The 24,761-nt window shown below is 70.3% G+C and carries 15 protein-coding genes and 4 pseudogenes; 8 read left to right on the forward strand and 11 right to left on the reverse strand.

What is annotated here, in order from left to right; translation table 11 throughout:
• Positions 1-124: 124 nt before the first annotated feature.
• Complete coding sequence (locus BN1555_RS05605; protein ID WP_093803208.1) at positions 125-445, reverse strand: helix-turn-helix domain-containing protein; 321 nt, start codon at positions 443-445, stop codon at positions 125-127.
• Between the two features lie 62 nt (positions 446-507).
• The gene (locus BN1555_RS05610) at positions 508-759 is read right to left on the reverse strand and encodes a hypothetical protein (protein WP_093803209.1); all 252 of its coding nucleotides are present in this window, start codon (positions 757-759) and stop codon (positions 508-510) included.
• Positions 760-938: 179 nt separating this feature from the next.
• Between BN1555_RS05610 and BN1555_RS05615 the strand changes: the two genes are divergently transcribed.
• The 3 genes from BN1555_RS05615 (at position 939) to BN1555_RS05625 (ending at position 4,361) form a co-directional block, all read left to right on the forward strand.
• A complete protein-coding gene (locus tag BN1555_RS05615; RefSeq protein ID WP_093798352.1) occupies positions 939-1,760 on the forward strand; it encodes a TIM barrel protein in 822 nt (273 codons plus the stop codon).
• A 49-nt stretch (positions 1,761-1,809) separates the two neighbouring features.
• The gene (locus tag BN1555_RS05620) at positions 1,810-2,706 is read left to right on the forward strand and encodes a 2-hydroxy-3-oxopropionate reductase (protein WP_093798353.1); all 897 of its coding nucleotides are present in this window, start codon (positions 1,810-1,812) and stop codon (positions 2,704-2,706) included.
• Between the two features lie 197 nt (positions 2,707-2,903).
• Positions 2,904-4,361 carry a catalase gene (locus tag BN1555_RS05625; RefSeq protein WP_093798354.1) on the forward strand — a complete coding sequence of 486 codons (1,458 nt, stop codon included), beginning with the start codon at positions 2,904-2,906 and terminating at the stop codon, positions 4,359-4,361.
• Between the two features lie 361 nt (positions 4,362-4,722).
• Here the strand turns inward: BN1555_RS05625 and BN1555_RS05630 are convergent.
• The 5 genes and pseudogenes from BN1555_RS05630 to gcl all read right to left on the reverse strand — a co-directional run bounded on the left by BN1555_RS05630 (position 4,723) and on the right by gcl (position 11,713).
• Positions 4,723-5,705, reverse strand: a pseudogene (locus BN1555_RS05630) (reductase).
• Positions 5,706-5,832: 127 nt separating this feature from the next.
• Positions 5,833-6,957: a type III polyketide synthase gene (locus BN1555_RS05635; protein ID WP_093798355.1), complete on the reverse strand. Its 1,125-nt coding sequence runs from the start codon at positions 6,955-6,957 to the stop codon at positions 5,833-5,835.
• 61 nt (positions 6,958-7,018) lie between these two features.
• Positions 7,019-8,263 (reverse strand): cytochrome P450, encoded by a 1,245-nt coding sequence (locus tag BN1555_RS05640; protein WP_093803210.1) that lies wholly within the window; start codon positions 8,261-8,263, stop codon positions 7,019-7,021.
• A gap of 65 nt (positions 8,264-8,328) precedes the next feature.
• Complete coding sequence (locus BN1555_RS05645; protein WP_255305892.1) at positions 8,329-9,765, reverse strand: vanadium-dependent haloperoxidase; 1,437 nt, start codon at positions 9,763-9,765, stop codon at positions 8,329-8,331.
• Positions 9,766-9,937: 172 nt separating this feature from the next.
• Positions 9,938-11,713, reverse strand: a complete 1,776-nt coding sequence (gcl, locus tag BN1555_RS05650; protein WP_176709962.1) for a glyoxylate carboligase — start codon at positions 11,711-11,713, stop codon at positions 9,938-9,940.
• A 265-nt stretch (positions 11,714-11,978) separates the two neighbouring features.
• Here gcl and BN1555_RS05655 point away from each other — a divergent pair.
• Together BN1555_RS05655 and BN1555_RS05660 are read left to right on the forward strand one after the other, a co-directional pair.
• A pseudogene (locus BN1555_RS05655) lies at positions 11,979-12,748 on the forward strand (hypothetical protein).
• A gap of 69 nt (positions 12,749-12,817) precedes the next feature.
• The gene (locus BN1555_RS05660; protein ID WP_093798358.1) at positions 12,818-13,354 is read left to right on the forward strand and encodes a GNAT family N-acetyltransferase; all 537 of its coding nucleotides are present in this window, start codon (positions 12,818-12,820) and stop codon (positions 13,352-13,354) included.
• 37 nt (positions 13,355-13,391) lie between these two features.
• On the opposite strand, the gene BN1555_RS05665 is transcribed toward BN1555_RS05660, so the two are convergent.
• Together BN1555_RS05665 and BN1555_RS05670 are read right to left on the reverse strand one after the other, a co-directional pair.
• Entirely contained in the window at positions 13,392-15,017 is a 1,626-nt protein-coding gene (locus BN1555_RS05665) for an AMP-binding protein (protein WP_093798359.1), read from the reverse strand.
• Positions 15,014-16,692 (reverse strand): annotated as a pseudogene (locus BN1555_RS05670) (AMP-binding protein). The gene BN1555_RS05665 and the pseudogene BN1555_RS05670 overlap by 4 nt, the downstream one beginning before the upstream one ends.
• Before the next feature lie 102 nt (positions 16,693-16,794).
• Here BN1555_RS05670 and BN1555_RS05675 point away from each other — a divergent pair.
• Positions 16,795-17,634: a helix-turn-helix transcriptional regulator gene (locus BN1555_RS05675; RefSeq protein WP_093798360.1), complete on the forward strand. Its 840-nt coding sequence runs from the start codon at positions 16,795-16,797 to the stop codon at positions 17,632-17,634.
• A gap of 71 nt (positions 17,635-17,705) precedes the next feature.
• Here BN1555_RS05675 and BN1555_RS05680 read toward each other — a convergent pair.
• Positions 17,706-18,647 (reverse strand): annotated as a pseudogene (locus BN1555_RS05680) (winged helix DNA-binding domain-containing protein).
• Between the two features lie 119 nt (positions 18,648-18,766).
• On the opposite strand from BN1555_RS05680, the gene BN1555_RS05685 reads away from it, so the two are divergent.
• Together BN1555_RS05685 and BN1555_RS05690 are read left to right on the forward strand one after the other, a co-directional pair.
• Complete coding sequence (locus BN1555_RS05685; protein ID WP_093798361.1) at positions 18,767-19,918, forward strand: magnesium and cobalt transport protein CorA; 1,152 nt, start codon at positions 18,767-18,769, stop codon at positions 19,916-19,918.
• A 1,302-nt stretch (positions 19,919-21,220) separates the two neighbouring features.
• Entirely contained in the window at positions 21,221-23,071 is a 1,851-nt protein-coding gene (locus tag BN1555_RS05690) for a transglycosylase domain-containing protein (protein ID WP_369688946.1), read from the forward strand.
• 49 nt (positions 23,072-23,120) lie between these two features.
• Here BN1555_RS05690 and BN1555_RS05695 read toward each other — a convergent pair whose 3' ends face one another.
• Complete coding sequence (locus tag BN1555_RS05695) at positions 23,121-24,437, reverse strand: polysaccharide deacetylase family protein (protein WP_255305893.1); 1,317 nt, start codon at positions 24,435-24,437, stop codon at positions 23,121-23,123.
• Positions 24,438-24,761 lie beyond the last annotated feature (324 nt).

Consider the following 24,761-nt stretch of genomic DNA (forward strand, 5'->3'; position numbering starts at 1 on the left):
GCCCTCAAGAACAGCGCGTCAACACTTTGTTGAAATCTTGCGAACGCAAAAACCGCCGTCCTGGTGTGCGGACGGCGGCTCTTGGAAATGATCGATCAAATATGCCCGGTTGCTGGACAGCGCGCTACTCACCCTTGGAGCTGTTCTCCCTGTTCAAGTAGTTGTAGACGGTGAAGCGGCTGACCCCCAGGGCGCTCGCCACCGTCTCCACACCGTGCCGCACCGAGAAGGCGCCGCGCGCCTCCAGGGCCCGTACGACCGACTGCTTCTCCTTGCGGTCGAGCTCGGCCAGCGGCATGCCGTACCGGCGCTCCAGAGCGGCCAGGATGTGGTCGAGCGAGTCCGAGAGCTGCGGAAGCCGCACGGCGACGACGTCCCGGCCCTCCCAGGCCAGCACCACGTCGTCTGCCGCCGCCTGCTCCGGGATCATCATCTCGCCGCCCATGGCGTCGACCAGCGGCTTGACCGCGATGACGAGGGGGTGGTCGTCCGGTGCACCGAGATCCGTCACTTCTCGCCCTCCCCGATCACGTTGACCTGCAACGAGACCCGGGTGGCGCCCGCGGCCAGCGACGTGCGCAGCAGCGCGTCGACCGCGGTCAGCACCGCGTCCGCACCCCCCTCGGCGGTGTTTCCGAACGGGCCGACGTCCACGGCGTCCAGCTCGGCCACCTGGATGACCTCGCGGGCCGCCAGCGCGTGCGCCGGCGCCTCGTCGAGGTCGAAGGGTTCGGTCGTGAACTCCACTCTCAATCGCACCATGCCCCCACGGTACTGGCGGGGTTCCGGGGCCCGTCAGCCGGTCACGGGGGCCGCCGTCGGCGGGGCGCGCACCCCCCGACCTGGCCACACCCCCTTGACAGCCCTCCACGCCACCATGCAACATTCCATCAAGCAGAAAATAACTTCCGCAATACGGAAGGAGCGCCGAAACCCTCATGGGCTACACGGACCAGCGCTTCGATGTGAACCTCTCGATCCTCTTCACGGAACTCCCGCTCCTGGAGCGTCCCGCGGCCGCCGCCGCGGCGGGCTTCAAGGCGGTCGAGCTGTGGTGGCCCTGGATCGAGACCCCCACCCCCGACCAGGCCGAGCTCGACGCCCTCAAGAAGGCGCTCGACGAGGCCGGCACCCAGCTGGTCGGCCTGAACTTCTACGCCGGGCAGCTGCCCGGCCCGGACCGCGGCGCGCTCTCCGTGCCCGGCGAGGAGTCGGACCGCTTCCGCGCCAACATCGACGTCGCGGCGGACTTCGCCGCCTCGGTGGGCTGCAAGGCGCTCAACGCGCTCTACGGCAACCGCGTGGAAGGGGTCGACCCGGACGTCCAGGACAAGCTCGCCCTGGAGAACCTGGTGACGGCCGCCCGCGCCGCCGACCGGGTGGGCGCGATCCTCCTGATCGAGACCCTCAACAAGCCGGAGTCGCCGCTCTACCCACTGGTGAGCGCACCGGCCGGCATCGCGGTCGTCGACAAGGTCAACGAGGCCACCGGACTCGGCAACGCCAAGTTCCTCCTGGACATCTACCACCTGTCGATGAACGGCGAGAACCTCCCCGAGGTGATCGCGGCGTACGCCGGGAAGACCGGTCACGTGCAGATCGCCGACAACCCGGGCCGCGGCGCGCCCGGTACGGGCTCGCTGCCGCTGGAAGAGCTGCTCGACCAGCTCCAGAAGGCCGGTTACGACGGCTGGGTGGGCCTGGAGTACAAGCCCGGCGACCGCCCGAGCGCCGAAGCCTTCGGCTGGCTCTCCCCCTGACCGTTTCTACGCGTGTGCTGAACCGCGTGTGTTGAAAGAGGCACCCCTCATGAGCACTCTCCCCAAGATCGGCTTCATCGGACTCGGCATCATGGGCTCCCCCATGTCCGAGAACCTGCTGAAGGCGGGTTACGACGTCACCGGCTACACCCTGGAGCAGGCCAAGATCGACCGCCTCGTCGCCGCCGGCGGCAAGGGCGCGTCCTCGATCGCCGAGGCCGTCAGGGACGCCGACGTCATCATCACGATGGTGCCCGCCTCCCCGCAGGTCGAGGCGATCGCGTACGGCGAGGACGGCATCCTGGAGAACGCCCGGAAGGGCGCCCTCCTGATCGACATGTCCTCGATCACCCCGCAGACCTCCGTCGACCTGGGCAAGGCCGGCGCCGAGAAGGGCCTGCGCGTCCTGGACGCCCCGGTCTCCGGCGGCGAGGCCGGCGCGATCGAGGCCGTACTGTCCATCATGGTCGGCGGTTCGCAGGAGGACTTCGACGCCGCCAAGCCGGTCCTCGAAGCGCTCGGCAAGACCATCGTCCTGTGCGGTCCGCACGGCTCCGGCCAGACGGTGAAGGCCGCCAACCAGCTGATCGTCGCGGTCAACATCCAGGCGTGCGCCGAGGCCGTGGTCTTCCTGGAGAAGTCCGGCGTCGACCTCGAAGCTGCCCTCGACGTCCTCAACGGCGGACTGGCCGGCTCGACCGTGCTGACCCGCAAGAAGGCCAACTTCCTCAACCGGGACTTCGCCCCCGGCTTCCGGATCGACCTGCACCACAAGGACATGGGCATCGTCACCGACGCCGCCCGCAATGTCGGTGCGGCGCTCCCCGTCGGCGCGGTCGTCGCCCAGCTGGTCGCCTCGCTGCGCGCCCAGGGCGACGGCGGTCTGGACCACTCCGCCCTGCTGCGCTCGGTCGAGCGCCTCTCCGGTCAGCCCGTCCAGGACTGACCGCCCCCGAACTCCGGGCTGCGGCAGCGCTGACACCTGTCCTGTCGCGCCCAGGCGCTGCCGCCGCCCGGATCCCTCTTCGCGCCGGCCTCCGGCCGACCATCCTCTTCAACTTCAACTTCAACAAACTGTTGACGTCACGATCGGTGCGTACTTACGCTCCTCACGCCGCCAGCAGATCCCGCAGGAAGGTCCCCATGTCGAAGCGTGTGCTCACGACCGAGTCAGGCGCCCCGGTCGCCGACAACCAGAATTCCGCCTCCGCCGGTGTCGGTGGCCCGCTCCTCCTCCAGGACCAGCACCTGCTGGAGAAGCTGGCCCGGTTCAACCGTGAGCGCATCCCGGAGCGCGTCGTCCACGCCCGCGGTTCGGGTGCGTACGGCTACTTCGAGGTGACGGACGACGTCACCGGCTTCACCCGCGCCGACTTCCTCGGCGAGGTGGGCAAGCGGACCGAGACGTTCGTCCGCTTCTCCACCGTCGCCGACAACCTCGGTGGCGCGGACGCGGTCCGCGACCCGCGCGGCTTCGCGGTGAAGTTCTACACCGAAGAGGGCAACTACGACCTCGTCGGCAACAACACCCCGGTGTTCTTCCTCAACGACCCGGTGAAGTTCCCCGACTTCATCCACTCCCAGAAGCGCGACCCCTTCACGGGCAAGCAGGAGCCGGACAACGTCTGGGACTTCTGGGCGCACTCCCCGCAGTCCACCCACCAGATCACCTGGCTGATGGGCGACCGCGGCATCCCCGCGTCGTACCGCCACATGAACGGCTTCGGCTCGCACACCTACCAGTGGACGAACGCCGAGGGCGGGGCCTTCTTCGTCAAGTACCACTTCAAGACGAACCAGGGCATCCGCTGCCTGTCGTCCGAGCAGGCCGCCGAGATCGCCGGCAAGGACCCCAACTCGCACCAGACGGACCTGCTCCAGGCCATCGAGCGGGGCGTCAACCCGTCCTGGACGCTGTACGTCCAGATCATGCCGGCGGCGGAGGCGGCCGACTACCGCTTCAACCCGTTCGACGTGACGAAGGTCTGGCCCCACGCGGACTACCCGCTCCAGCGGGTCGGCCGTCTGGTCCTCGACCGGAACCCGGACAACGTCTTCGCCGAGGTCGAGCAGGCCGCGTTCTCCCCGAACAACTTCGTTCCGGGCATCGGCCCCTCGCCCGACAAGATGCTCCAGGGCCGGCTGTTCGCCTACGCGGACGCCCACCGCTACCGCCTCGGCGTCAACCACACCCAGCTGCCGGTCAACGCCCCGAAGGCGACCAAGGCCGACAACTACGGCCGGGACGGCGTCATGGCGACGCGCTACGGCTCGCGCCACGACAAGAACTACGAGCCGAACTCCTACGACGGCCCGGCCCAGACGAACGAGGCGCTCTCCGCCCCGCTCGCGGTGTCCGGCTGGACCGGCACGCACGCCAACGCCCAGCACGTCAAGGACGACGACTTCTTCCAGGCCGGTGAGCTCTACCGTCTGATGTCGGACGAGGAGAAGTCCCGCCTGATCGCGAACATCGCCGGTGGCCTCTCGCAGGTCAGCCGCGACGACGTGATCGAGAAGAACCTCGCGCACTTCCACGCCGCCGACGCGGAGTACGGCAAGCGCGTGGAGGAAGCGGTCCGCGCTCTGCGCGACGAGTAACACCGAGACCGCGCGGAGGGCCTGACGGGAGGTCCGGCCCGCCGCGCAGTCCGTACCACCGGCCCTTATGAGGGGTGGCCGGTGTCACGGACGGAACGGGTGCCGCGGCGGCGAGCGAGCCAGTGCGGTGGTCAAGGTTCACGGAGTGTCCTCCTCGACCTGAGGGGAGGACATCCCGCGGCTCATCGCCACCCGTCGCGGGCCCCTTCTTCCCTCCTCATTCCTCTCCCCTCCCCGAACTCCGCCCGGCGGCGCGAACGTCCTGTCGCGCCAGTCCCGTGCCGCCGGGCGGCATCAACACCCTGCCAGGGCGGGGGTGGGTACGGACGGTCCCGTACCCACCCCCGCCCTTCAGGCGTTCTCAGGCCTCCGGCCGCCCCAGCACCCGCGCCTCCTTCTCCCGGGCCAGGCCGACCACCGGCCGGTCGGGCCGCTGCGGGGCCACCCCGCCCAGCCTCCGCAGCCACTCCCAGGTGTCGGCCACCGTCTCGGCCACCGGCCGGCAGCGCAGCCCCGCGCCGAGCGCCCTGCCGACGCCGGTGTCGTGCACCGCGCCATACAGCTCCCCGGTGGAACCCACACCGGCAGCTCCGACCACGGTGCGACGCCGGCCGCCAGGATCACCTCCGGGTCGGTCCAGCGCAGCCGCGCGTCGGCCCCCGTCGCCCGTACGCACTCCTCCAGCAGCCCGCCCATCGTGGCGTGCCCGCGCGGACCGACGAGGTTGCACGGTCCCCCCAGGCCGCCCGCGGCGGCGTCCGGCATCCGTGCCGCCAGGTCACGCGCGTCGACGTACTGCAACGCCAGGTCGCGCGGCCCGGGAGCCAGTACCGGCCCGCCCCGGGTGATCCGCGTCAGCCACCACGGCAGCCGGCCGATGTTCTCGCCGGGGCCGAGGACGAGCCCGGCCCGCACCAGCAGCGCCCGGTCGCCGAACGCCCCGGCCGCGGCGAGTTCACCGCCCCGCTTGGCCTGCGGGTACGCGACGCCCCCGCCCGCGTCGGCCGAGCCGTCGGCCAGCGGCCCGTCCTCGCCCTGTCCCGCCGGGGACGGGTAGCGGTACACGGACGCGCTCGACACGTACGCGTAGTGCCCGGCCCGCCCGGCCAGCAGCCGCGCCGCGTCCCGTACGGCGGACGGCGCGTCCGACCACGTGTCGACGACGTCCCACTCCCCCCGCTCCAGCGCCGCGAGGCCGCCCTCCGCCGTGCGGTCGCCGTGCAGGGCGACGACGCCGGGAGGCGGCGCGTGGTGTCCGCGGTGGAACACCGTCACGTCCCAGCCCCGTGCCGGCGCGTCGTCGGTGACGGTGCGCCCGACGAACTCCGTACCGCCCAGTACCAGTAGCTTCCTACGGGCGACTCTGCCGGTCCGGGCTCCCCCGGGGAACGCTCCCTCGCTCTCGGCGCAACGTGACGGCCGGCCGCCCCGTACCCGGGGCGGCCGGCCGTCACGGGAGCGTTCCCGCGGGTCAGCCGATCGGGACCGCCGTTTCGGCGGCCGGCGTCTCGGTGGCCGGCGCCTCGACGACCGCCGTCGCGACCGGCGCGGCACCGGCCCACCGGCCGATGGCGGTCTCGGCCGTGATGCCGGGCCCGAACCCGGCGATGAGCCCGCCCGCCCCGTTCTCGACGCCACCCTCCTCGAACAGCCGGGCCAGGGCGTCGAAGACCACGGAACTGGCGATGTTCCCGCGTTCGGTGAGCGTGGCCCGGCTGAAGCGGAACATCTCCGGCGGGAGGCCGAGGTAGTGGCACAGGTCGTCGAGGATGCGCGGCCCGCCCGCGTGGACGATGAAGAAGTCCATTTCCGGAATCCTCCAACTGTGCTCCGCCACAAGGGCCTTGAGTGCCGGGGCCAGCATCTGCATGGTTCCGGGGACCCGTTTGTCGAGCAGGAAGTGGAACCCGGTGTCCCGTACGGCGTACGAGATCCAGTCCTCCGTGTCGGGCACGAGGTGGGAGCCGTTGCGCTCGATCCGCACGCCTACGCCGCCCTCGCCCCGCACCACGGCCGCCGAGACCGCGTCGCCGAACAGGCCGTTGGAGAGCAGGGAACCCACGCCCAGGTCGGTCGGCTGGTAGCACAGCGAGCAGAACTCGCAGGACACGATCAGCACGTTGGCCCGCGGGTACGCGGTGCAGAAGTCATGGGCGCGGTTGATCGCCGCGCCGCCTCCGGCGCAGCCGAGCTGGGCGATGGGCAGCTGTCTGGTGTCCGCCCGGAACCCCATCGTGTTGATCAGCCAGGCGGTCAGCGACGGCATCATGAAGCCGGTGCAGGAGACGTAGACGATCAGGTCGATGTCACCGGGCTCCACCTCGGCGTGGGCGAGCGCCCGGCGTACGACACCGGGGACGCGCGCCTTCGCCTCGGCCTCGTACAGCCGGTTGCGGATCTCGAAACCGGGGTGCCGGAGGGTGTCTTCGACCGGCTGGACGATATGGCGGGTGCGGACACCCGTGTTCTCGATGAGGCGCAGGACGAGGTCGCGCTGCGGATGGTCCGCGTGCGTCTCGCGGGCCAGGGCCAGCGTCTGCTCCATCGTGATGACGTGGTCGGGTACGGCGACGGACGGTCGGCACAGTGTGGCCATGGGTCTTCCTTGTCTCATGCCGGGCAGCGGTGTCGCCGGGCGGTCGTCACACGGGCGGACGTCACCACGCGACGGGCAGGCCGAGTGGGTGGCGCCAGATCGATGTCGTGTTCCAGCGCACTTCTGACGGGTCCACCGCCAGCCGCAGCCCCGGAAAGCGGTCGAGGAGCGTGCCGAACACGACTTCGAGCTCCATCGCGGCCAGCGGCGCCCCGAGGCAATGGTGCGCCCCCCAGCCGAACGTCATGTGCGGAACGGTGGGCCGGTCCACGTCCAGTTCGTCGGGCCGGTCGAACTTCCGCTCGTCGCGGTTGGCGGTGAGGTACGAGACGTGGACGACGTCCCCGGCCCGGATCAGCACCCCGCTCAGTTCCACGTCCTCGGTGGCGATCCGCGGGATGCCGACGCCCTTGCGGAACGGGATGAAGCGCAGCATCTCCTCGATCGCCCCCGGCAGGAGCCCGGGACGCGCACGGAGTGCGCCCAGTACCTCCGGGCGGGTGAGCAGGGTGTACGCGATGTTCCCGATCTCGTACGTCGTGGTGTCCTGGCCCGTGATGAGCAGGACCATCGACATGACCGCCAGCTCGTCGTCGTCGAGGAGTTCCACGCCGTCGCGGGCGGTGGCCAGGGTACTGATCAGGTCGTCGCCGGGTGCCCGGCGGCGCTCGGCGCTGAGTCCGGCGAAGTAGGAGCGCAGTTCCGCCTTGGCCCGGACGGCCGCCTCCCGGTTGGCGGCGCTCACGTTCATCATGGTGAGCGCGTGGGCGCGCAGCCTCGGCCGGTCGTCCTCGGGGATGTCGAGGACCTCGCAGATCGTCACGAGCGGCAGCGGCGCCGCCACGTGTTCGACGAGGTCGACGGTCGGGCCGAGGTCCGCCATCCGGTCGAGCATCCGGTCCACCACGCCCTGGGTCCGCTGCCGCATCCGCTCGACGTGGCGCGGCGCGAAGCTCTTGGCGACCAGGCTGCGCAACCGGCTGCTCACCGGCGGGTCCATCAGGTTGATCGACTCGGACTGCACGATCGGCTCCGGCGTCATCCGCGGGAAATCGCGCCCCTTGACGGCGCTGCGGCTGAACCGCCGGTCGGTGGTCACGGTGCGCACGTCCTCGTAGCGCGTGACGAGCCAGGCCTCGCCCTCGCCGTACGGCATCCGGATACGGGCCACGGGATCGGTCTCCAGCATCTGCCGGAGCTGAGGATCGAACTCGAGCGCCTCCGCGTAGTCGAAGGGACAGCTCCATACAGTGCGGGTGGTCTCCACGTTGCTCCAGACTCTGTGCGGTCGGTGTCCGACACACATCCCCATCAGGGGGGCAGTCATGTCCCCATGCGGGTCAATTAACCGATTAGAGGGATATTTGGGCTTCAACTCGGACACTTGGGCGGAGTCGGCAGTGACAGCTGCGACGATTGTGTCGGCTGTGTCGGCTGTGTCGGCTGTGTCGGCTGTGAAGCGGCTGCCCGGTCCAGCGGCTGGAAGTGATGGGAGAGCACCCAGGTTCCGATGCGGCTGCCGGTCCGGCACCCGACGACGTCCGCGGTGCGGGTGTGGACCCCGACCCACACCCGGGCGTCGATCATGTCCTTGTTGAACTCGTCGGCGTGCTTGTAGTGCCGTGTGGTGCCGGTGGCCTCGGAGCGGACGTGGAGGTCGAGGTGCGAGGTGCCGAGAACTCCGGTCACGGCCCGCAGCACGGCACTGGCGACCGTCGCGTGGCCGCTGATGTAGTCGGGGTGCGGCGGCGTGTCCGGAGCCAGCGGCAGCCACTTCGGGTCCGCTTCGGTGGCGGGGTTGCCGTCGGTGCCGGCCATGCGGATGGCGGTGACGGGCCGCCAGAAGGCGTAGTGGAACTTGGCGTCCCACGAGGTGATGACGGCGTCGGCCGCCGACGTGTTCGCCGCGGCGAACAGCCGCGCCGTGTCGGCGATGCCGAGGCGGTGCCGGTCGGCGTAGTCCCGGAGCCCCGTCTGGAACTGCAGCAGCAGGTTGCCGCCGAAGAAGCGGGCGGTCTCGGTCTGGCGCGCGGTCCTGTTCGAACCGGTCCTCCCTCCCATGGCCTTGAGCTCGTTCACGTCCCGGGCGTAGCGGGCCGAGGACAGGGCGGGCGGGGGGCCGGGACGGAACTGGTCCGGAGAGGTGAGCGTCATCGGGCGGAGCCTGCCGAGCCAGGTGTCGAGGTAGGGCTGGTGGTCGGGCGGGGTGGGGCGCCAGACACCCGGTGCGGGCTCGGCGGTGAACTCGACCGGCGCGTACCGGCCGTCTCCCTCGCGGAGCTTGAGGATGTGGTCGGCGGCGCGTTCCCCGAAAGCCACGCCCTGCTCCTTCGCGCGTCCGTCGGGGACCTCGGCGAGGGAGTCGGCGTACGCGGCGTCGAGGCGGGCCCGCGCGCCGGGGAAGCAGTCGAGCAGTACGCGGTGGGCCGCGGCCACGGCCGCCGCTTCGGGCGATGCGGCGGAGGGCCCCTTCACCCGCCACTTGTAGGGGGCGTAACGGCCCTGGATGCCGACCACGGCGTTGTAGACGGCGGCGGAGACGAAACTGTGCCAGACGGCCCCCTGCCCGGAGGGGTGGGCGGAGCCGAGGTGGTCGCCGACCGTCTCGGTGGCGATGGCGTTCCAGTCGCGGACCGCCGCGGGGTCCGCCGAAGGCGCCGAGCGGGCGTCGGCGGTGGCTGCCGCCGCGGGTCCGGCCGCGGCCGGGACCGCGACGAGCGCGAGCGTCGCGGCAAGGCCGACGGCGGCTCGCACACCCGGACGGGACGAGCGGGACGAGCGGAATGAGAGGGGGAAGTTCTGACGCACGGAGCACTCCATCGAAGCGGTACGACCGGACGGGACGCTGGGTCAAGATCAACCGCTATATCCGGATTCCGCAAGCCGAGGAAACGGTGGGGCGCACGCCGCGACGCCCGGAACCCGGCCTGCGCGGGCAGACCGGGTTCCGGGGTGGAGCAGGAGGTGGGAGCGGGGTCCGTCAGACGAGCGGGCGGACCGCCGTGGGGGCGTGGCCCGGCTCGGTGGCCAGCTCTTCCCACTCGTTGACGCCGTCGATCTGGACGCCCATCGAGATGTTGGTGACGCGCTCCAGGATCGCCTCGACGACGACCGGGACGCGGTACTCGGCGGCGAGCTTCTTCGCCTCCTCGAACGCCGGCAGCAACTGGTCCGGCTCGGTGACGCGGATCGCCTTGCAGCCGAGGCCCTCGGCGACCTTGACGTGGTCCACGCCGTAGACGCCGAGCTCCGGGGAGTTGATGTTCTCGAACTCCAGGTTGACCTGGAAGTTGATGTCGAGGTTGCGCTGGGCCTGGCGGATCAGGCCCAGGTACGCGTTGTTCACCAGGACGTGGACGTACGGGATGTTGTGCTGCGCGCCGACCGCCAGCTCTTCGAGCATGAACTGGAAGTCGTAGTCGCCCGAGAGCGCGACGACCGGCGTCTCGGGGTCGGCGGTGGCGACACCGAGCGCGGCCGGGATGGTCCAGCCGAGCGGGCCGGCCTGGCCGCAGTTGATCCAGTGGCGCGGGCGGTAGACGTGCAGCATCTGCGCGCCGGCGATCTGCGAGAGGCCGATGGTGGTGACGTACCGGGTCTCGGGGCCGAAGGCGCGGTTCATCTCCTCGTACACGCGCTGCGGCTTCATCGGCACGTTGTCGAAGTGCGTACGGCGCTGGAGGGTCGCCTTGCGCTCCTGCGCGGAGGCGGCCCACGCGGAGCGGTCGGGGAGCCCACCGGCGGCCTTGAGCTCCTTGGCCACCTCGACGAACAGCTCCAGGGCGGCCTTGGCGTCGGAGGCGATCGCGTAGTCGGGGGCGAAGATCTTGCCGAGCTGGGTGGGCTCGATGTCGACGTGGACGAACGTGCGGCCCTTGGTGTAGACGTCCAGGCCGCCGGTGTGGCGGTTGGCCCAGCGGTTGCCGACGCCGAGGACGAAGTCCGACTCCAGGAAGGTCGCGTTGCCGTAGCGGTGCGAGGTCTGGAGGCCGACCATGCCGACGTTCAGCTCGTGGTCGTCGGGGAGGATGCCCCAGCCCATCAGGGTCGGGACGACCGGGACGCCGGTCACCTCGGCGAACTCGACCAGCAACTCGGACGCGTCGGCGTTGATGACGCCGCCGCCCGCGACGATCAGCGGCCGCTCGGACGCGACGAGCATCCGGACGGCCTTCTCGACCTGCTTGCGGGTGGCCGCGGGCTTGTAGACCGGCAGCGGCTCGTAGGTCTCGGGGTCGAACTCGATCTCGGTGAGCTGGACGTCGATCGGCAGGTCGATGAGGACCGGGCCGGGACGGCCGGAGCGCATGAGGTGGAACGCCTGCTGGAAGACGCCGGGGACCTGCGCGGCCTCCAGGACGGTGGTCGCCCACTTGGTGACCGGCTTGGCGATCGACGCGATGTCGACCGCCTGGAAGTCCTCCTTGTGGATCACCGCGGTCGGCGCCTGGCCGGTGATGCACAGGATCGGGATGGAGTCGCCGATCGCGGAGTACAGGCCGGTGATCATGTCGGTGCCGGCCGGGCCGGACGTACCGATGCAGACGCCGATGTTGCCCGCCTTGGTGCGGGTGTAGCCCTCGGCCATGTGGGACGCGCCCTCGACGTGGCGGGCGAGCGTGTGGTCGATGCCACCGCCCGCCTGGAGGGCCTTGTAGAACGGGTTGATCGCCGCGCCCGGCACACCGAACGCGTTCGTGACGCCTTCGCGCTTGAGGATCTCAACTGCGGCTCGGGCTGCGGTCATTCGAGGCATCGCGTACTCCTGCTCGGCCAGTCGGAGTGCCCCCACCGCTGCGAGCCGGTGAGCCTCACTCCATAGTTTCCATAATGCGGAATTTTGATTCTGCTATACGGAAGCAATCTAAAGTGAGGTCCGGCGTGCGTCAAGAGCGGCAATGACCGGAGCCCCTCCCCAAGGGATCGCTCTTGGTGGACGATGGGCGACGTACCGCAGTCACACGTACCGGAGTCACATGCCGGTCACGTGCCAGTCGCCGACGGTCCGGAGGGGGACGGTCATGGGAGAGAACGTGCCGGTGCGCTGCCCGGCGTGCCGTCGTCAGCACAGCTTCACGGCGCCGGTCTTCCCCTGCGCGTGCGGCGAGCCGCTGGCGCCGCCGCTGTTACGGGGCGCGGCCCCGGAGCGGATCACGCACCGCACCTGGACCGACACGTGGGTGACCGTGCGCTGCGGCGCGTGCGGGCGTCAGGACCAGTGGCCGCAGCCCGAACTGGGATGCGCGTGCGGTGCGGTGCTCCGCATACCGGTACGCCCCGTGCCGCGCACCGCCATGCCACCGCGGACCGCACCGCCGCGCACGCCGCCGCCGGCCGCCGGGGCCGGACCGGCCGCCGCCGGCTCTCCGTCCCCCACCCCACTGCCGCCGGGCGCGGCTCTTCCGCGTCCGAGGTTCCGCCCGATGACGATCAGGACCGCGCGGGACGCGGTGACCGCGGCGGCGCTCTACCTCAAGTGGCTCGGATTCCGCGACATCATGCAGTCCCCGAGCGCCCCGCCTCCGGTATAGACCTGCGCGCGCCCGGCCTGGTCGCCCAGGTCGACCCGACCACGCGCCCCGCCACTCTGCGCGACGTGGAGTGCCTGTGGCTCAACGGCCTCAGCGCGTCCGCGGTGAGCGTGTTCTTCTCCCTCGCCGGGTACGCCGACGACGCGCGGGCCGGCGCGGCCACCCTCGGGGTCCCGCTCTTCGTCATGGACCTCACGGGAACGCCGCAACCGGTCAACCGCCCGGCGGACGAGCTGGTCAGTACCGGAGCCGGCGCATAGGGGCGGGCCCCGCGGCGCGCTCCCCCGCCGGGCCCGCCCCACCAAACCCGCCCCGGCGATACTGGTCCCATGCGCATCCGTCACGCCACGCTCGCCGAACTCCCCGCCCTCCGGGCGATCGAGCGTGCCGCCGGCGAGCCCTTCCGCGCCCTGGGCATGGCCGCGATCGCCGACGACGAGCCCCCGTCCCTCGACGCGCTCGCCCGCCACCAGCGGGCCGGCCACGCCTGGGTGGCCGTGGACACCGGCTCCGACTCCGGTTCCGGCTCCGGCTCCGACGGCCACCCGGTGGCGTACCTGGTCTCGGACGTCGTGGACGCGGCGGCCCACATCGAACAGATCTCGGTCCACCCCTCGGCCGCCCGCCGCGGCACGGGCCGCGCGCTCATCGGCCACCTCGCCACGACGGCCGCGGCCGAGGGCCTCACCGCCCTCACCCTGACCACTTTCACGCACGTCCCGTGGAACGCCCCGTACTACGCCCGCCTGGGCTTCCGCGCCCTCGCCGATTCCGAACTCACCCCGGGCCTGCGCAGGATCCGCGCGGCGGAGGCCGGTCACGGCCTGGACCGGTGGCCCCGGGTGTGCATGCGCCGCGAGCTGTGAGCCCCGGCGCCGCCGTCGCGCGGCCGGCGCGTGAGCACTACTCGGCGTACTGCTCGCGCAGTTCCACCTTCCTGACCTTCCCGCTGACCGTCATGGGGAACGCGTCCATGACCCGCAGGCGGCGCGGGACCTTGTAGTGGGCCAGCCGGTCGCGGCAGTACGCGGTGATCTCGTCCAGCGTCGGCGGGTCGTCCCGGTCGCGGGGGACGACGCAGGCCAGGATCTCCTCGCCGTAGCGGTCGTCCGGGACGCCGACCACCTGGACGTCGGAGATCTTGGGGTGGCCGTACAGGAACTCCTCGATCTCCCGCGGGTAGATGTTCTCGCCGCCCCTGATGATCATGTCCTTGATGCGGCCGACGATCTGGACGTAGCCGTCCTCGCGGATCAGCGCCAGGTCGCCGGTGTGCATCCAGCGGCCCGCGTCGATGACCTCCGCGGTCCTGTCGGGCTCGTCCCAGTAGCCGAGCATCACGCCGTAGCCGCGGGTGCACAGTTCACCCGCCCCGCCGCGCGGCAGCGTCACGCCCGTCACCGGGTCGACGACCTTGATCTCGACGTGCGGCATGACCCGGCCGACCGTGCCCGTACGGCGCTCCAGGTCGTCGTCGCGGCGGGTCTGGGTGGAGACCGGGGAGGTCTCCGTCATGCCGTAGCAGATGGAGACCTCGGCCATGTGCATCTCGGCGACGACCCGCTTCATCACCTCCACCGGGCAGGGCGAGCCCGCCATGATGCCGGTGCGCAGGGAGGACAGGTCGTACGAGGAGAAGTCGGCGAGGCCCAGCTCCGCGATGAACATCGTCGGTACGCCGTAGAGCGAGGTGCAGCGCTCCTCCTGGACGGCCCGCAGGGTCGCGGCCGGGTCGAAGGACGGGGCGGGCACGACGATGCACGCGCCGTGCGACGTGGCCGCGAGGTTGCCCATCACCATGCCGAAGCAGTGGTAGAAGGGCACGGGCAGGCAGATCCGGTCCAGCTCCGTGTAGCCGACCGTCTCCCCCACGAAGTAACCGTTGTTGAGGATGTTGTGGTGGGAGAGGGTGGCCCCCTTGGGGAAGCCGGTGGTGCCCGACGTGTACTGGATGTTCACCGGGTCGTCGCAGGACAACTCGGCCTCACGGGCAGCAAGTTGCTCCTTGGTGACCCCCCGCGCCGCGTCGAGGAGCACGTCCCACGAACCGTCCTGGATGTAGTGGACCGCCCGCAGCCCGGGACAGTCCGGCCGCACCCGGCCGACCAGGGCGCGGTAGTCGCTCGTCCTGTGGGACTGCGAGGCGAGCAGGACGGAGACCCCCGCCTGGTTGAGCACGTACGCCAGCTCGTGCGCCCGGTACGCCGGGTTGATGTTCACCATGATCGCGCCGATCCGGGCCGTGGCGTACTGCGCCAGCACCCACTCCGCGCAGTTCACCGCCCATATCCCGACCCGGTCGCCCTTCGCGACGCCCGTCCCGAGCAGTCCGCGCGCCAACCGGTCGACGGCCGAACCGAATTCGGCGTACGTCCAGCGGGTTCCCGCCGCCACGTCCACCAGCGCCTCCCGCTCCGGGTGCGCAGCGATCGTCCGGTCGAGGTTCCGGCCGATCGTGTCGCCGAGGAGCGGCGTGGAACCGGTCCCGTGCGCGTACGAGTCCGTGTACACGTTCGCGTCCGTGTTCATCGCAGGTCCCCCTCGTCGTACTCCGCCGCCGAGCCCTTCGCCGTACGCTCGCGCAGCTCGATCCGGCGGATCTTGCCCGACACCGTCTTCGGCAGCTCGGCGAACTCGATGCGCCGGATCCGCTGGTACGGCGCGAGGACCGACCGGGAGTGCTCGAACAGCAGCTTCGCCGTGCCGGGGCCCGGCTCCCACCCTTGCGCGAGCACGACGTAGGCCTTCGGCACGGCGAGGCGCAGCGGATCGGGCGCGGGCACGACCGCCGCCTCCGCCACCGCCTCGTGCTCCAGCAGCGCGCTCTCCAGCTCGAAGGGGGAGATCTTGTAGTCGGACGCCTTGAAGACGTCGTCGGCGCGCCCGATGTAGGTGATGTACCCGTCGGCGTCCCGTGAACCGATGTCGCCGGTGCGGTAGTAGCCACCGGCCATGGCCTCCGCCGTACGCTCCGGATCGCCGTGGTAGCCGGTCATCAGCCCGACGGGGCGCGTGGAGAGGTCGAGGCAGATCTCGCCCTCGCTCACCCCCGGCTCCCCGGTGACCGGATCGAGCAGTTCGATGACGAAGCCGGGGCTGGGACGCCCCATGGAGCCGGCCAGGAGCCGCTGTCCCGGCGTGTTGGCGACCTGGACGGCCGTCTCCGTCTGCCCGAAGCCGTCCCTGATCGTCACCCCCCACTCGCGCCGTACGGTCTCGATCACCTCGGGGTTGAGCGGCTCGCCGGCCGCCAGCGCCTCGCGCGGCGGCGTGCGCAGCTGCCCGAGGTCCGCCTGGATCAGCATCCGCCACACGGTGGGCGGGGCGCAGAAGCTCGTGACACCGGCGCGGTCCATCTCGGCCATCAGCACGGCCGGGTCGAAGCGCGTGTAGTTGTGGATGAAGACGGTCGCCTCGGCGTTCCACGGGGCGAAGAGGTTCGACCAGGCGTGCTTGGCCCAGCCGGGTGAGGAGATGTTCAGGTGGACGTCGCCGGGCTTCAGCCCGATCCAGTACATCGTCGCCAAGTGGCCGACGGGATACGACACATGGGTGTGCTCGACGAGTTTGGGCCTGGCCGTCGTGCCGGACGTGAAGTAGAGCATCAGCGGGTCGTCGGCGTGCGTCACCCCGTCGGGCTCGAAGGCGGCCGGGGAGCCGTCGGCATCGGCGTACGGAAGCCAGCCGTCGCGGGCACCGCCCCGACCAGAACGCGCGTGTAGTCCCCGGGGACGTCGTCGAACTTCACCGCGTCCTGGTCCCGTGCGATCACGTGCCGCACCCCGCCGCGCTCGACCCGGTCCCGCAGGTCGGCGGGCCCGAGCAGCGGCGTCGCCGGAATGACCACGGCGCGCAGTTTCATCGCGGCGAGCGCGGTCTCCCACAGCTCCACCTGGTTGCCGAGCATGACCAGGACGCGGTCGCCCGGCCCGACGCCTTGCGCGCGCAGCCAGTTCGCGACCTGCGCGGAGCGCGCCGACATCGCCTCGAAGGAGACCTCCGTGCGCCCGCCGTCCTCCTCCACGATGTGCAGGGCGGTCCTGTCGTTGCCCTCGGCGATCCGGTCGAACCAGTCGAGCGCCCAGTTGAACCGTTCGGGCCGCGGCCAGACGAACCCCTCGTACGCCGCCTCGTAGTCCTCTCGGTGCCGGAGCAGAAAGTCCCTGGCCGCCCGGAAACTCTCTGTCGCGCCTCGTGCCGTCATGCGTCCTCCTGATCGCCGGGCCATTGCCGGACCGCCCACTGACATCGTGTAATCAGTGACCCGGTTGTCACTACCCCCGTACGGGGGTGAAGGGATGCACTCATGGGCGATGTCGCCGAGGTGGCGGAGATGCGAGCGGCCCTGTCGCGGATGCGCCGGGCCACCGGGCTGCCGGTCGCCTTCGGCGGGCTGCTGCCGGACGACGACCGCACACTGCGCATCGTCGAGCTGAGCGGTGCGGCGACAGGCGCGCTGCACGGTCTCGTCGTCACGGCGGGCAGCGGACTCGGCGGGAAGTCCATGGCGCTCTCGCGCCCGTGCGCGGTCACGGACTACCGGTCGTCGCGCCACATCACCCACGAGTACGACATGGCGGTGGCCACCGAGGGCCTGCGCTCGGTGCTCGCGGTGCCCGTGGTCGTACGCCGGAAAGTGCGCGGTGTGCTGTACGCCGCGCTGCGCGAGGCGCTGCCGCTCGGCGACCGCGTGCTGGGCCCGGCGATGGCGGCCGCGCGCGATGTGGAGCAGTCCCTCGTCGTACGGGACGAGGTGCGGCGGCTGCTGGTGGCGGCGCGCGAGCCGGCGGCGGGCCCCGGCGCGTGGGAGCTGGTCAGGGGCGTACACAGTGAACTGCGCGCTCTGGCTCCGCGCATCGTCGATCCGGCGCTGCGCGAGGAGCTCGTCTCCGTCTGCGGCCGACTGGCGGCCGCGGCCGGCGAAGGCCCGGTGCGCGAGCGCGAGCACCGGGTGGCGCTGACGCCGCGCGAGGTGGACGTGCTGTCCTGCGTCGCGGCGGGCGCGACGAACGCCGTGGCGGGGGAACGGCTCGGGCTGCGCCCCGAGACGGTGAAGGGTTACCTGCGCTCCGCGATGCGGAAGCTGGGCGCGCACACCCGTCTGGAGGCGGTGGTGGCGGCCCGCCGCGCGGGCCTGCTCCCGTGACCGTCACGGCCCGGCACGCACGGGGCGGGGCGGGGCGGGGTAAGGGACGGCCCGCCCCGCCACGGCCCCGCCTACGCCGGGAGAGCACCGGACCGTACGTCGCGCACGGTGGCCGACGTCAGGGTGGTGAGGACATGCTCCCCTCCTGCGCCAGCGCCGCCCGCTGCGCACGGGTGAGCGTGCCGAAGGGCTCGACCGTCAGGGCGGCGGCGCCGCTCCGGGGCTCCTCCTCCAGCCGCCGGATCCCGGCGGCGAACCCGTCCACGAGGAACGTGGGCAGGCCCTGATTCCCCGTCCGGATACGGGACTTGTGCTCCACCGGCACGACGCGGGTGCGGTCGGCGGGGGAGAGCAGCGGGTTGTCGTACTCCGGGAGGAAACGGGGCGGCGCCGGGGTGTCCTCCTCGGGGCGGGGCGCGTCGGAGAGGTCGAAGAGCTCGGTGCCGCGCTCGTCCCGGAAGGTGACCAGCCGCGGCCGGAACCGTTCGAAGGCGGCCCGCAGCCGGGTCGGCCCGCACCAGGTCTGCATGTCCTTGACGGAGGCGGGGCCGAGGGCCGCGAGGTAGCGCAGTACGGTCGCGTCGGGTTCGGGGCCGGCTCGGACGCCCGGCCGAACCACTGCTCGGCCGTGGTCAGCGCGACCTGGCCGCTCCGCCCCCACAGGCAGCGCGGCGTGACCTGCACGAGGGGCAGCGGGTGAGGCAGTCGTCCGCGGTGTGCGTGTGGGGGGTGGAGCTCGGGGTGACGAGGCGGACGGCCTCGCGGGAGGCCATGAGCCCCGACGGCTCCTCGGGGCCGAAGCCGTCGAGGCGGGCGGTGAGCTGGAAGTACGGCGGCCTGGTGTTCTGCGTCTGGAGGCCGACGAGGTGCCCGACGGCGTCCTTGGCGGGCATGGCGGTACGCCGCAGCAGGAGCTGGCGCGCCAGGGTGGCGCGATTGAGGGCACGGAGGCTGAGCACCCGGTGCGCCGGCGCCGGGTTCGTCCGCTGGGGCTGCTGCGTCTGGGAGGCCATGTTTCGCAGGCTATTGACCCTGGCGGACAGCTCCGGTCCGCAAGGGCAGGACGATGCCGCTGACATTCGGGACGTATATCCTGCCCGTGCCCGGCTCTCTGCGGAAGGTGAGATCTGCGATGGCGGAGCGACGCGCCCGTCCCGCGCTGTCCCCGAAGAAGCACGCCTGGCGCAGACAGCCCCCGCCGCCGGCCGTACCGCCCGCCGGGGACGACCCCACCGCGCCCCCCGACGGCGTCCAGCCCAACGGCGCCAGCGTCGTGCACGCCGCGCTCTACCGCGACGGCCACCGGGTCTCCACGCCCGACTCGCTCGCCGAGACCTTCCGCCAGCTGCGCGAGTACCCCGACGGCATGGCCTGGATCGGCCTGCACCGCCCGTCCGAGGACGAAATCCACTCCCTCGCCGCCGAGTTCGACCTGCACCCGCTCGCCGTCGAGGACGCCCTGGAGGCCCATCAGCGTCCGAAGCTGGAACGTTACGGCGAGACGCTCTTCGTCGTGCTGCGCGCAGCCCGCTACCTCGACGCCGTGGAGGAGGTCGACTTCGGTGAGCTGCACGTCTTCGTGGGCCAGGACTTCGTCATCACGGTCCGCCACGGCGCCGCGCCCGACCTCTCCGTCGTACGCAGGCGCATGGAGGAGACCCCCGAGCTGCTGGCGCTGGGACCGGAGGCGGTGCTGTACGCGATCCTCGACTCCGTCGTCGACGGCTACGCCCCGGTCGTCGAGGGCGTGCAGAACGACGTCGACGAGATCGAGACCGAGGTCTTCCGCGGCGACCCCGAGGTCTCCCGCCGCATCTACGAACTCTCCCGTGAAATGGTCGAGTTCCAGCGCGCCACCCGCCCCCTGGTCGGCATGCTGCACAGCCTGATGGCGGGCTTCGCGAAGTACCGTACGGACGAGGAGCTCCAGCGCTACCTGCGTGACGTGGCCGACCACGTCACGCACATCAGCGAACGCGTCGACGGCTTCCGCCAGGCCCTGGCCGACATCCTCACCGTCAACGCCACGCTGGTCACGCAGCAGCAGAACGCGGAGATGCGGGCGCTCGCCGAGGCGGGCTTCGAGCAGAACGAGGAGATCAAGAAGATCTCGTCGTGGGCGGCGATCCTGTTCGCGCCGACGCTCGTCGGGACGGTCTACGGGATGAACTTCGACCACATGCCGGAGTTGCACTGGGCGTTCGGATACCCCTTCGCGATCACCTTGATGGCGGTTGTCTGCACCAGTTTGTACGTGATTTTCAAACGGCGGGACTGGCTCTGAGCAATCGCCGTGAGAGCTGCCGCACCGAGGAGCCAAGCCCCGACCACAGGCGTCGGTGACACTTGCGAGGCCGCCGGGGAGAATGCGGGGGGAATGAAACACGCTCTTGGAGGCGGTCACGAACAATCCGCAGGAGATTCATAAGCGGAATCAACTCCTCGATACATTGAGGCTGTTACCACTGCGCCTGTTGAGGTCGGGGAAGAAGTGTTCATGCCGCCCTGCCATTCCTGCACCAGAATGATGCGCATCGCGAACCGGACTGCTTTCCACCGCTTCAGTCACTCGCAAGTGCGCAGGATCACTCCGCCCTGGGGCTGTTTCCCGTGAAGGCGTCACGTATCTTCTGCCTGTGTCAATCGAATGCAGGAATGAGCGGAACTCCGCCCTATCGGCCGAGCCGCATGGTGGACCGCTCACCGTCAGGGCTCTGCCGTGACCCGCCGCCACCGTCCTGGCACTCGCGGCCGTCAGGATCGGCTGGGCAGCCATCATGGCCTGCGGTGGTCCCGCTGCCGCGACCTTCCGTACTCCCCTCGTCGCACCCCGGGCGGTGTTCCGCATCGCGCCCCCGGCGGAGAACCGCCCCCGAGTCGCAGCTGATACGGAAGAAGACCACCGAAGCCGCGCTTCAGCAAGGGATCACCGCGCCGGCCGTGCCGCGGTGGCTGGGGTGGGAGCGGTGAGGAGCGGGGCCTTGGAGTTCACGGTCGCCGTCTGGTCACCGCCCCCTTCGAGAAGACGTTCAATGCGGGCCAATTACCCTTGGGTCCCAGGAGGTTCCTCGCCGGGCTGGTGTGAGCTTGCCCGTGGCGTGTGGGGCGAGGCTGTCGATCGACGCGATGTGGATCATGGCTTCGGAACTGGCGGCGAGGGCCTCGTAGCATCCTGTGGGGAGGCTGCGGGCTTGCAGCCCGGCCCTGATCTTCATGGGAGAAGCGATGTCGGCTGTGGTCGTCGTGTGTGATGTGGTCCAGGTGGGTGTGGTGATGTCCCATGGGTAGGCGGGGCAAGCCGACTGACCGTGGACGGCGGGCGGCGTCCTCAAGATCTCGGACCGGATCTCGGCGGGCCACCCGGCGATCGGGCCGGTCGCGCTCCTCCTTGAGCACCAGGCGGGTGTTCGTGCAGCGGGCGCTGACGTCCCGGTCCCTGCCTTCGTGGGTTCCGGTCGACCGGCTGCGTGCGCTGATGAAGCGCGTGCGGCCGCAGTACCCGCGACCGCACCGGCAGGGTTACCGGCGTTGGATCCCGTCCCCGCGCCAGCTGGTGTGCGCCGTACTGGGGTGTGCCGGTCTCCTGATGTCCGTTGTGGGCATCGCCTACTGGCGCACCGACATACCCGAGGACCTGAACTCCTTCGCCACTCAGCAGGACAACATCTACTACTGGGCCGACGGTTCCAAGATGTCGCGCACCGGCTGGGTCAGCCGACAGGACATGCCCCTCGAAAAGGTCCCGGAGGACGTCCGCTGGGCGGTCCTCGCCGCGGAGAACGCCAGTTTCTACAAGGATCCAGGCATCTCCCCCTCGGGCCTCATGCGCGCCGTCACCCGCATGGTCAGCGGCGGTGAGACGCAGGGCGGCTCCACCATCACTCAGCAGTACGTCAAGAACGCCTACCTCAGCCAGGAACAGACGCTCTCGCGCAAGTTCACCGAAATGATGCTCGCGCTGAAGGTCGACGACGAGTTCAGCAAGGACGAGATACTCGAGGGCTACCTCAGTACCAGCTGGTTCGGCCGCGGCACGTACGGCATCCAGCGTGCGTCGCAGGCCTACTACGGCAAGGAGGCGACCGAGCTGAACGCCAGTGAGGGAGCGTTCCTGGCTTCCCTGCTGAAGGGCGCCGGCCTGTACGATCCGGCGCTGGGTGAGGGCAACCGCGCACGGGCCGTGGAGCGCTGGAAGTGGACCCTGGACCGGATGGTCGAGATCGGGAAGCTCTCTCCCGCCGAGCGGGCGAAGTACACGAAGTTCCCCGAACCGACCCAGGTGACAGGCGGGCGGACGGACTTGAGCGGCCAGCAGGGCTACCTCGTCGAACTCGCCAAATCGTACGTCACTCGCAACGGGAAGGTCTCGGAAGCCGAATTCGACCGCGGCGGCTACCAGATCTACACCACGTTCGACGAGAAGAAGACGGAGGCCCTGGAGGAATCCGTCCGCAAGGCCCGGAAGAAACTCGCGCCCAAGGACCGGAAGTCCGACACCTTCGTCAAGACGGGAGCGACGACCGTCGGCGCGGACGGAAAGATCGTCGCCCTGTACGGAGGCCCCGGCTTCCTCAAGCAGGGATTCAACGAGTCCAACGCGGTCACGGTTCCTGCCGGGTCCGCCTTCGCGCCTTTCGTCTACGCCGCCGCCCTCAGCGACGGCGTCGTACGCGACCGCGACGGCAAGCGCCACCCCGTCACACCTTCCAGCCTGTACGACGGCCGGCACAACGCCCCCGTCATGACACCCGAAGGGCCCTACTGGGACCGTAACGGCAAGATCGTGAAGGGCAAGAACGACGGCCGCACGTCCTGGGGCAGCTCCATCAGCCTGGACAAAGCGATGATGAACTCCGTCAATTCGCCCTTCCTCCAGCTCGGCATGGACGTCGGCCTGGACCGGGTCCGCCACCACGCGCAGAACGCCGGCCTGCTGCCCTCCAGCCTGGGCCGGCAGGTGCCCGCCTTCTCGCTCGGGAACTCCACCCCCAGCGCCATCCGCATGGCAGCGGCCTACCAGACCTTCGCCGCCCAGGGCAAGCAGACGGAGCCGTTCTCGGTACTCCGGGTCACCCGCAACGGAGACGAGATCCCACTGCCCGCAGTCCGGTCGCGCCGCGCGTTCACGGCCGAGGTGGCACAGCAGGTGACCGGCACCCTGCAAGGGGTCGTGCGGGAGGGAACCGGGAAAGAGGCACAGATAGCGGGCCTGCAACCGGCGGGCAAGACCGGGACGACGGAGGACAACAAGGCCGCCTGGTTCATCGGGTACACCGGGAAGGAGGCCACAGCCGTCGTGCTGTACCGGATGGACCTGCGCAAACTGGACCTGCTGCCGCTGGACGGGGTGGCGGGCTCTTCCGGGAAGGAGCCCGGCAGCCCCCTGCCGGTCGACATCTGGAAGGACTACATGCGGGCGGTGACGTCCCGTCCGTGAGGGCGCACCGCCGGCTCCGGGCGGGCACTGGGCCGAGCTCGCCCAGTTCCTACTTGACCAGCGTCTTCCACAAGGGCGCCTGACCGGGGTCCAGTGAGCGCAGCTGCTCCAGGAGCTGAGGGTCCTGGGCGTCCATCCAGTCGGCCAGTTCCCTGAAGGAAACGCACTCGACGTCCTCGCGTGGGCACACCTCCCGCATCAGGTCCTCCACGGCGTCCATGTATATGCCGCCGTTCCACTGCTCGAAATGGTTACCGATGAACAGGGGAGCCCGGCTGCCGTAGTAGACGCGGTTGAAGCCGTTCATGTAAGCGCCGGTGGTGGTCTGCTTCCACGTGCCGAACTGGGCCGGGTCGCCGTCCGTCTCGCCCTTCGACTGGTTGTAGAGGAAGTTGAAGTCCATCGAGAGCACCTGGATGTCCTTGCCGGGGTAGGGCAACAACTGCAGCGGGAAGTCCCAGATGCCGTTCTTCTTGCTCGGCCAAGCCTGGAATCCGCCCGGCGAACTGGCGTCGTAGCGCCAGTCGAAGTCCTTGCTCGCCGATATGAGATTCTCCTGGCCCTCCAGACAGGGAGCACGGCCTCCGACGAATTCGCGGTCGGGGTCGAAGGGCAGGGGCGGCAGGCTGCTGAATCCGGTGTTGGTCTTCCACTTCTTCACGAAGTCGTACGCCTGCTTGATCTCGCTCGCCCACTCGTCGACGCTCCAGTCACCGCCGCCCTTGGGCCCGCAGAAGTGGCCGTTGAAGTGCGAGCCGATCTCGTGGCCGTCCTTCCAGGCGTCGCCGAGCTGGGCCAGTGTCGTCCTGATGTGGTCGTCGGTGGGATAGGAGATCGCGGCGGAACCGCGGCTGTGCATGGGCGGGTCGTAGAGGTCGCTCTTCGACTTGGGCAGCAGATAGATGCCCGTAAGGAAGAACGTCATGTGGGCGTCACTCTCCTTGGCCACCTGGCGGAAGTGGGAGAAGAGGCGATCGTCGCCCTCGAGTGCGCCGTCCCAGGAGAACACCACGAACTGGGGAGGCTTCTGACCCGGCTTGAGCTTCTTCGGCTTCAGCTGGCCCGGCTGCGGCCCGGTGTGCGATGTGGAGCCGTCCCCCAGTACCTCGACCTTGCCGTCCCAGCGCTGGGCGCGCTTACGGGCGTTGGGTCCGTTGCCCGCCTTGTTGTTCTTCGCACGGATGGTCGGGTCGTCGGTGACGGAAGGCTCGGCTGCGGCACTGCCGTCCGGACCGCTGATCAGGGATTTCCCGAGAAAGACCGTGATCAGCGCGAGTACCAGCACGGAGACGGATATCAGTGCGATGCGGCCGCGCTTGCGTTGGCGGGCTCGTCGGCGGCCACGTCCGCGGGCGCTTCGGCTCATCATTGCTTCTCCTGATGTGAAGGCAAGGCATGTCCGGCACGGCCAGACAAATATAGAACGGGCGACCGGCCCCCTCCTGCCGGACACGGAGTGGCTGCCCTTCCTGGCGCTGCCCAGCGCCCCATGCGCACAGGCGCCTGCCCTGCTGAGGGACAAGAGGCCCGTGCCTCCTGGCGAGCGACAACAGCCCGGCAGGGGTGGGCAGTCGAGGCCGGAGTCGCTGGAGCTGGATTGCGCTGTCCCTGATTGCAGGGACCTTGAATGCACTGTCCCTGACTGCGGTGTCCCTGACCACGGTTTCCAGACATGCCGGTCGGGAACGGA

This window comes from Streptomyces sp. Wb2n-11 (assembly GCF_001049855.1).
Lineage (GTDB): Bacteria > Actinomycetota > Actinomycetes > Streptomycetales > Streptomycetaceae > Streptomyces > Streptomyces altiplanensis.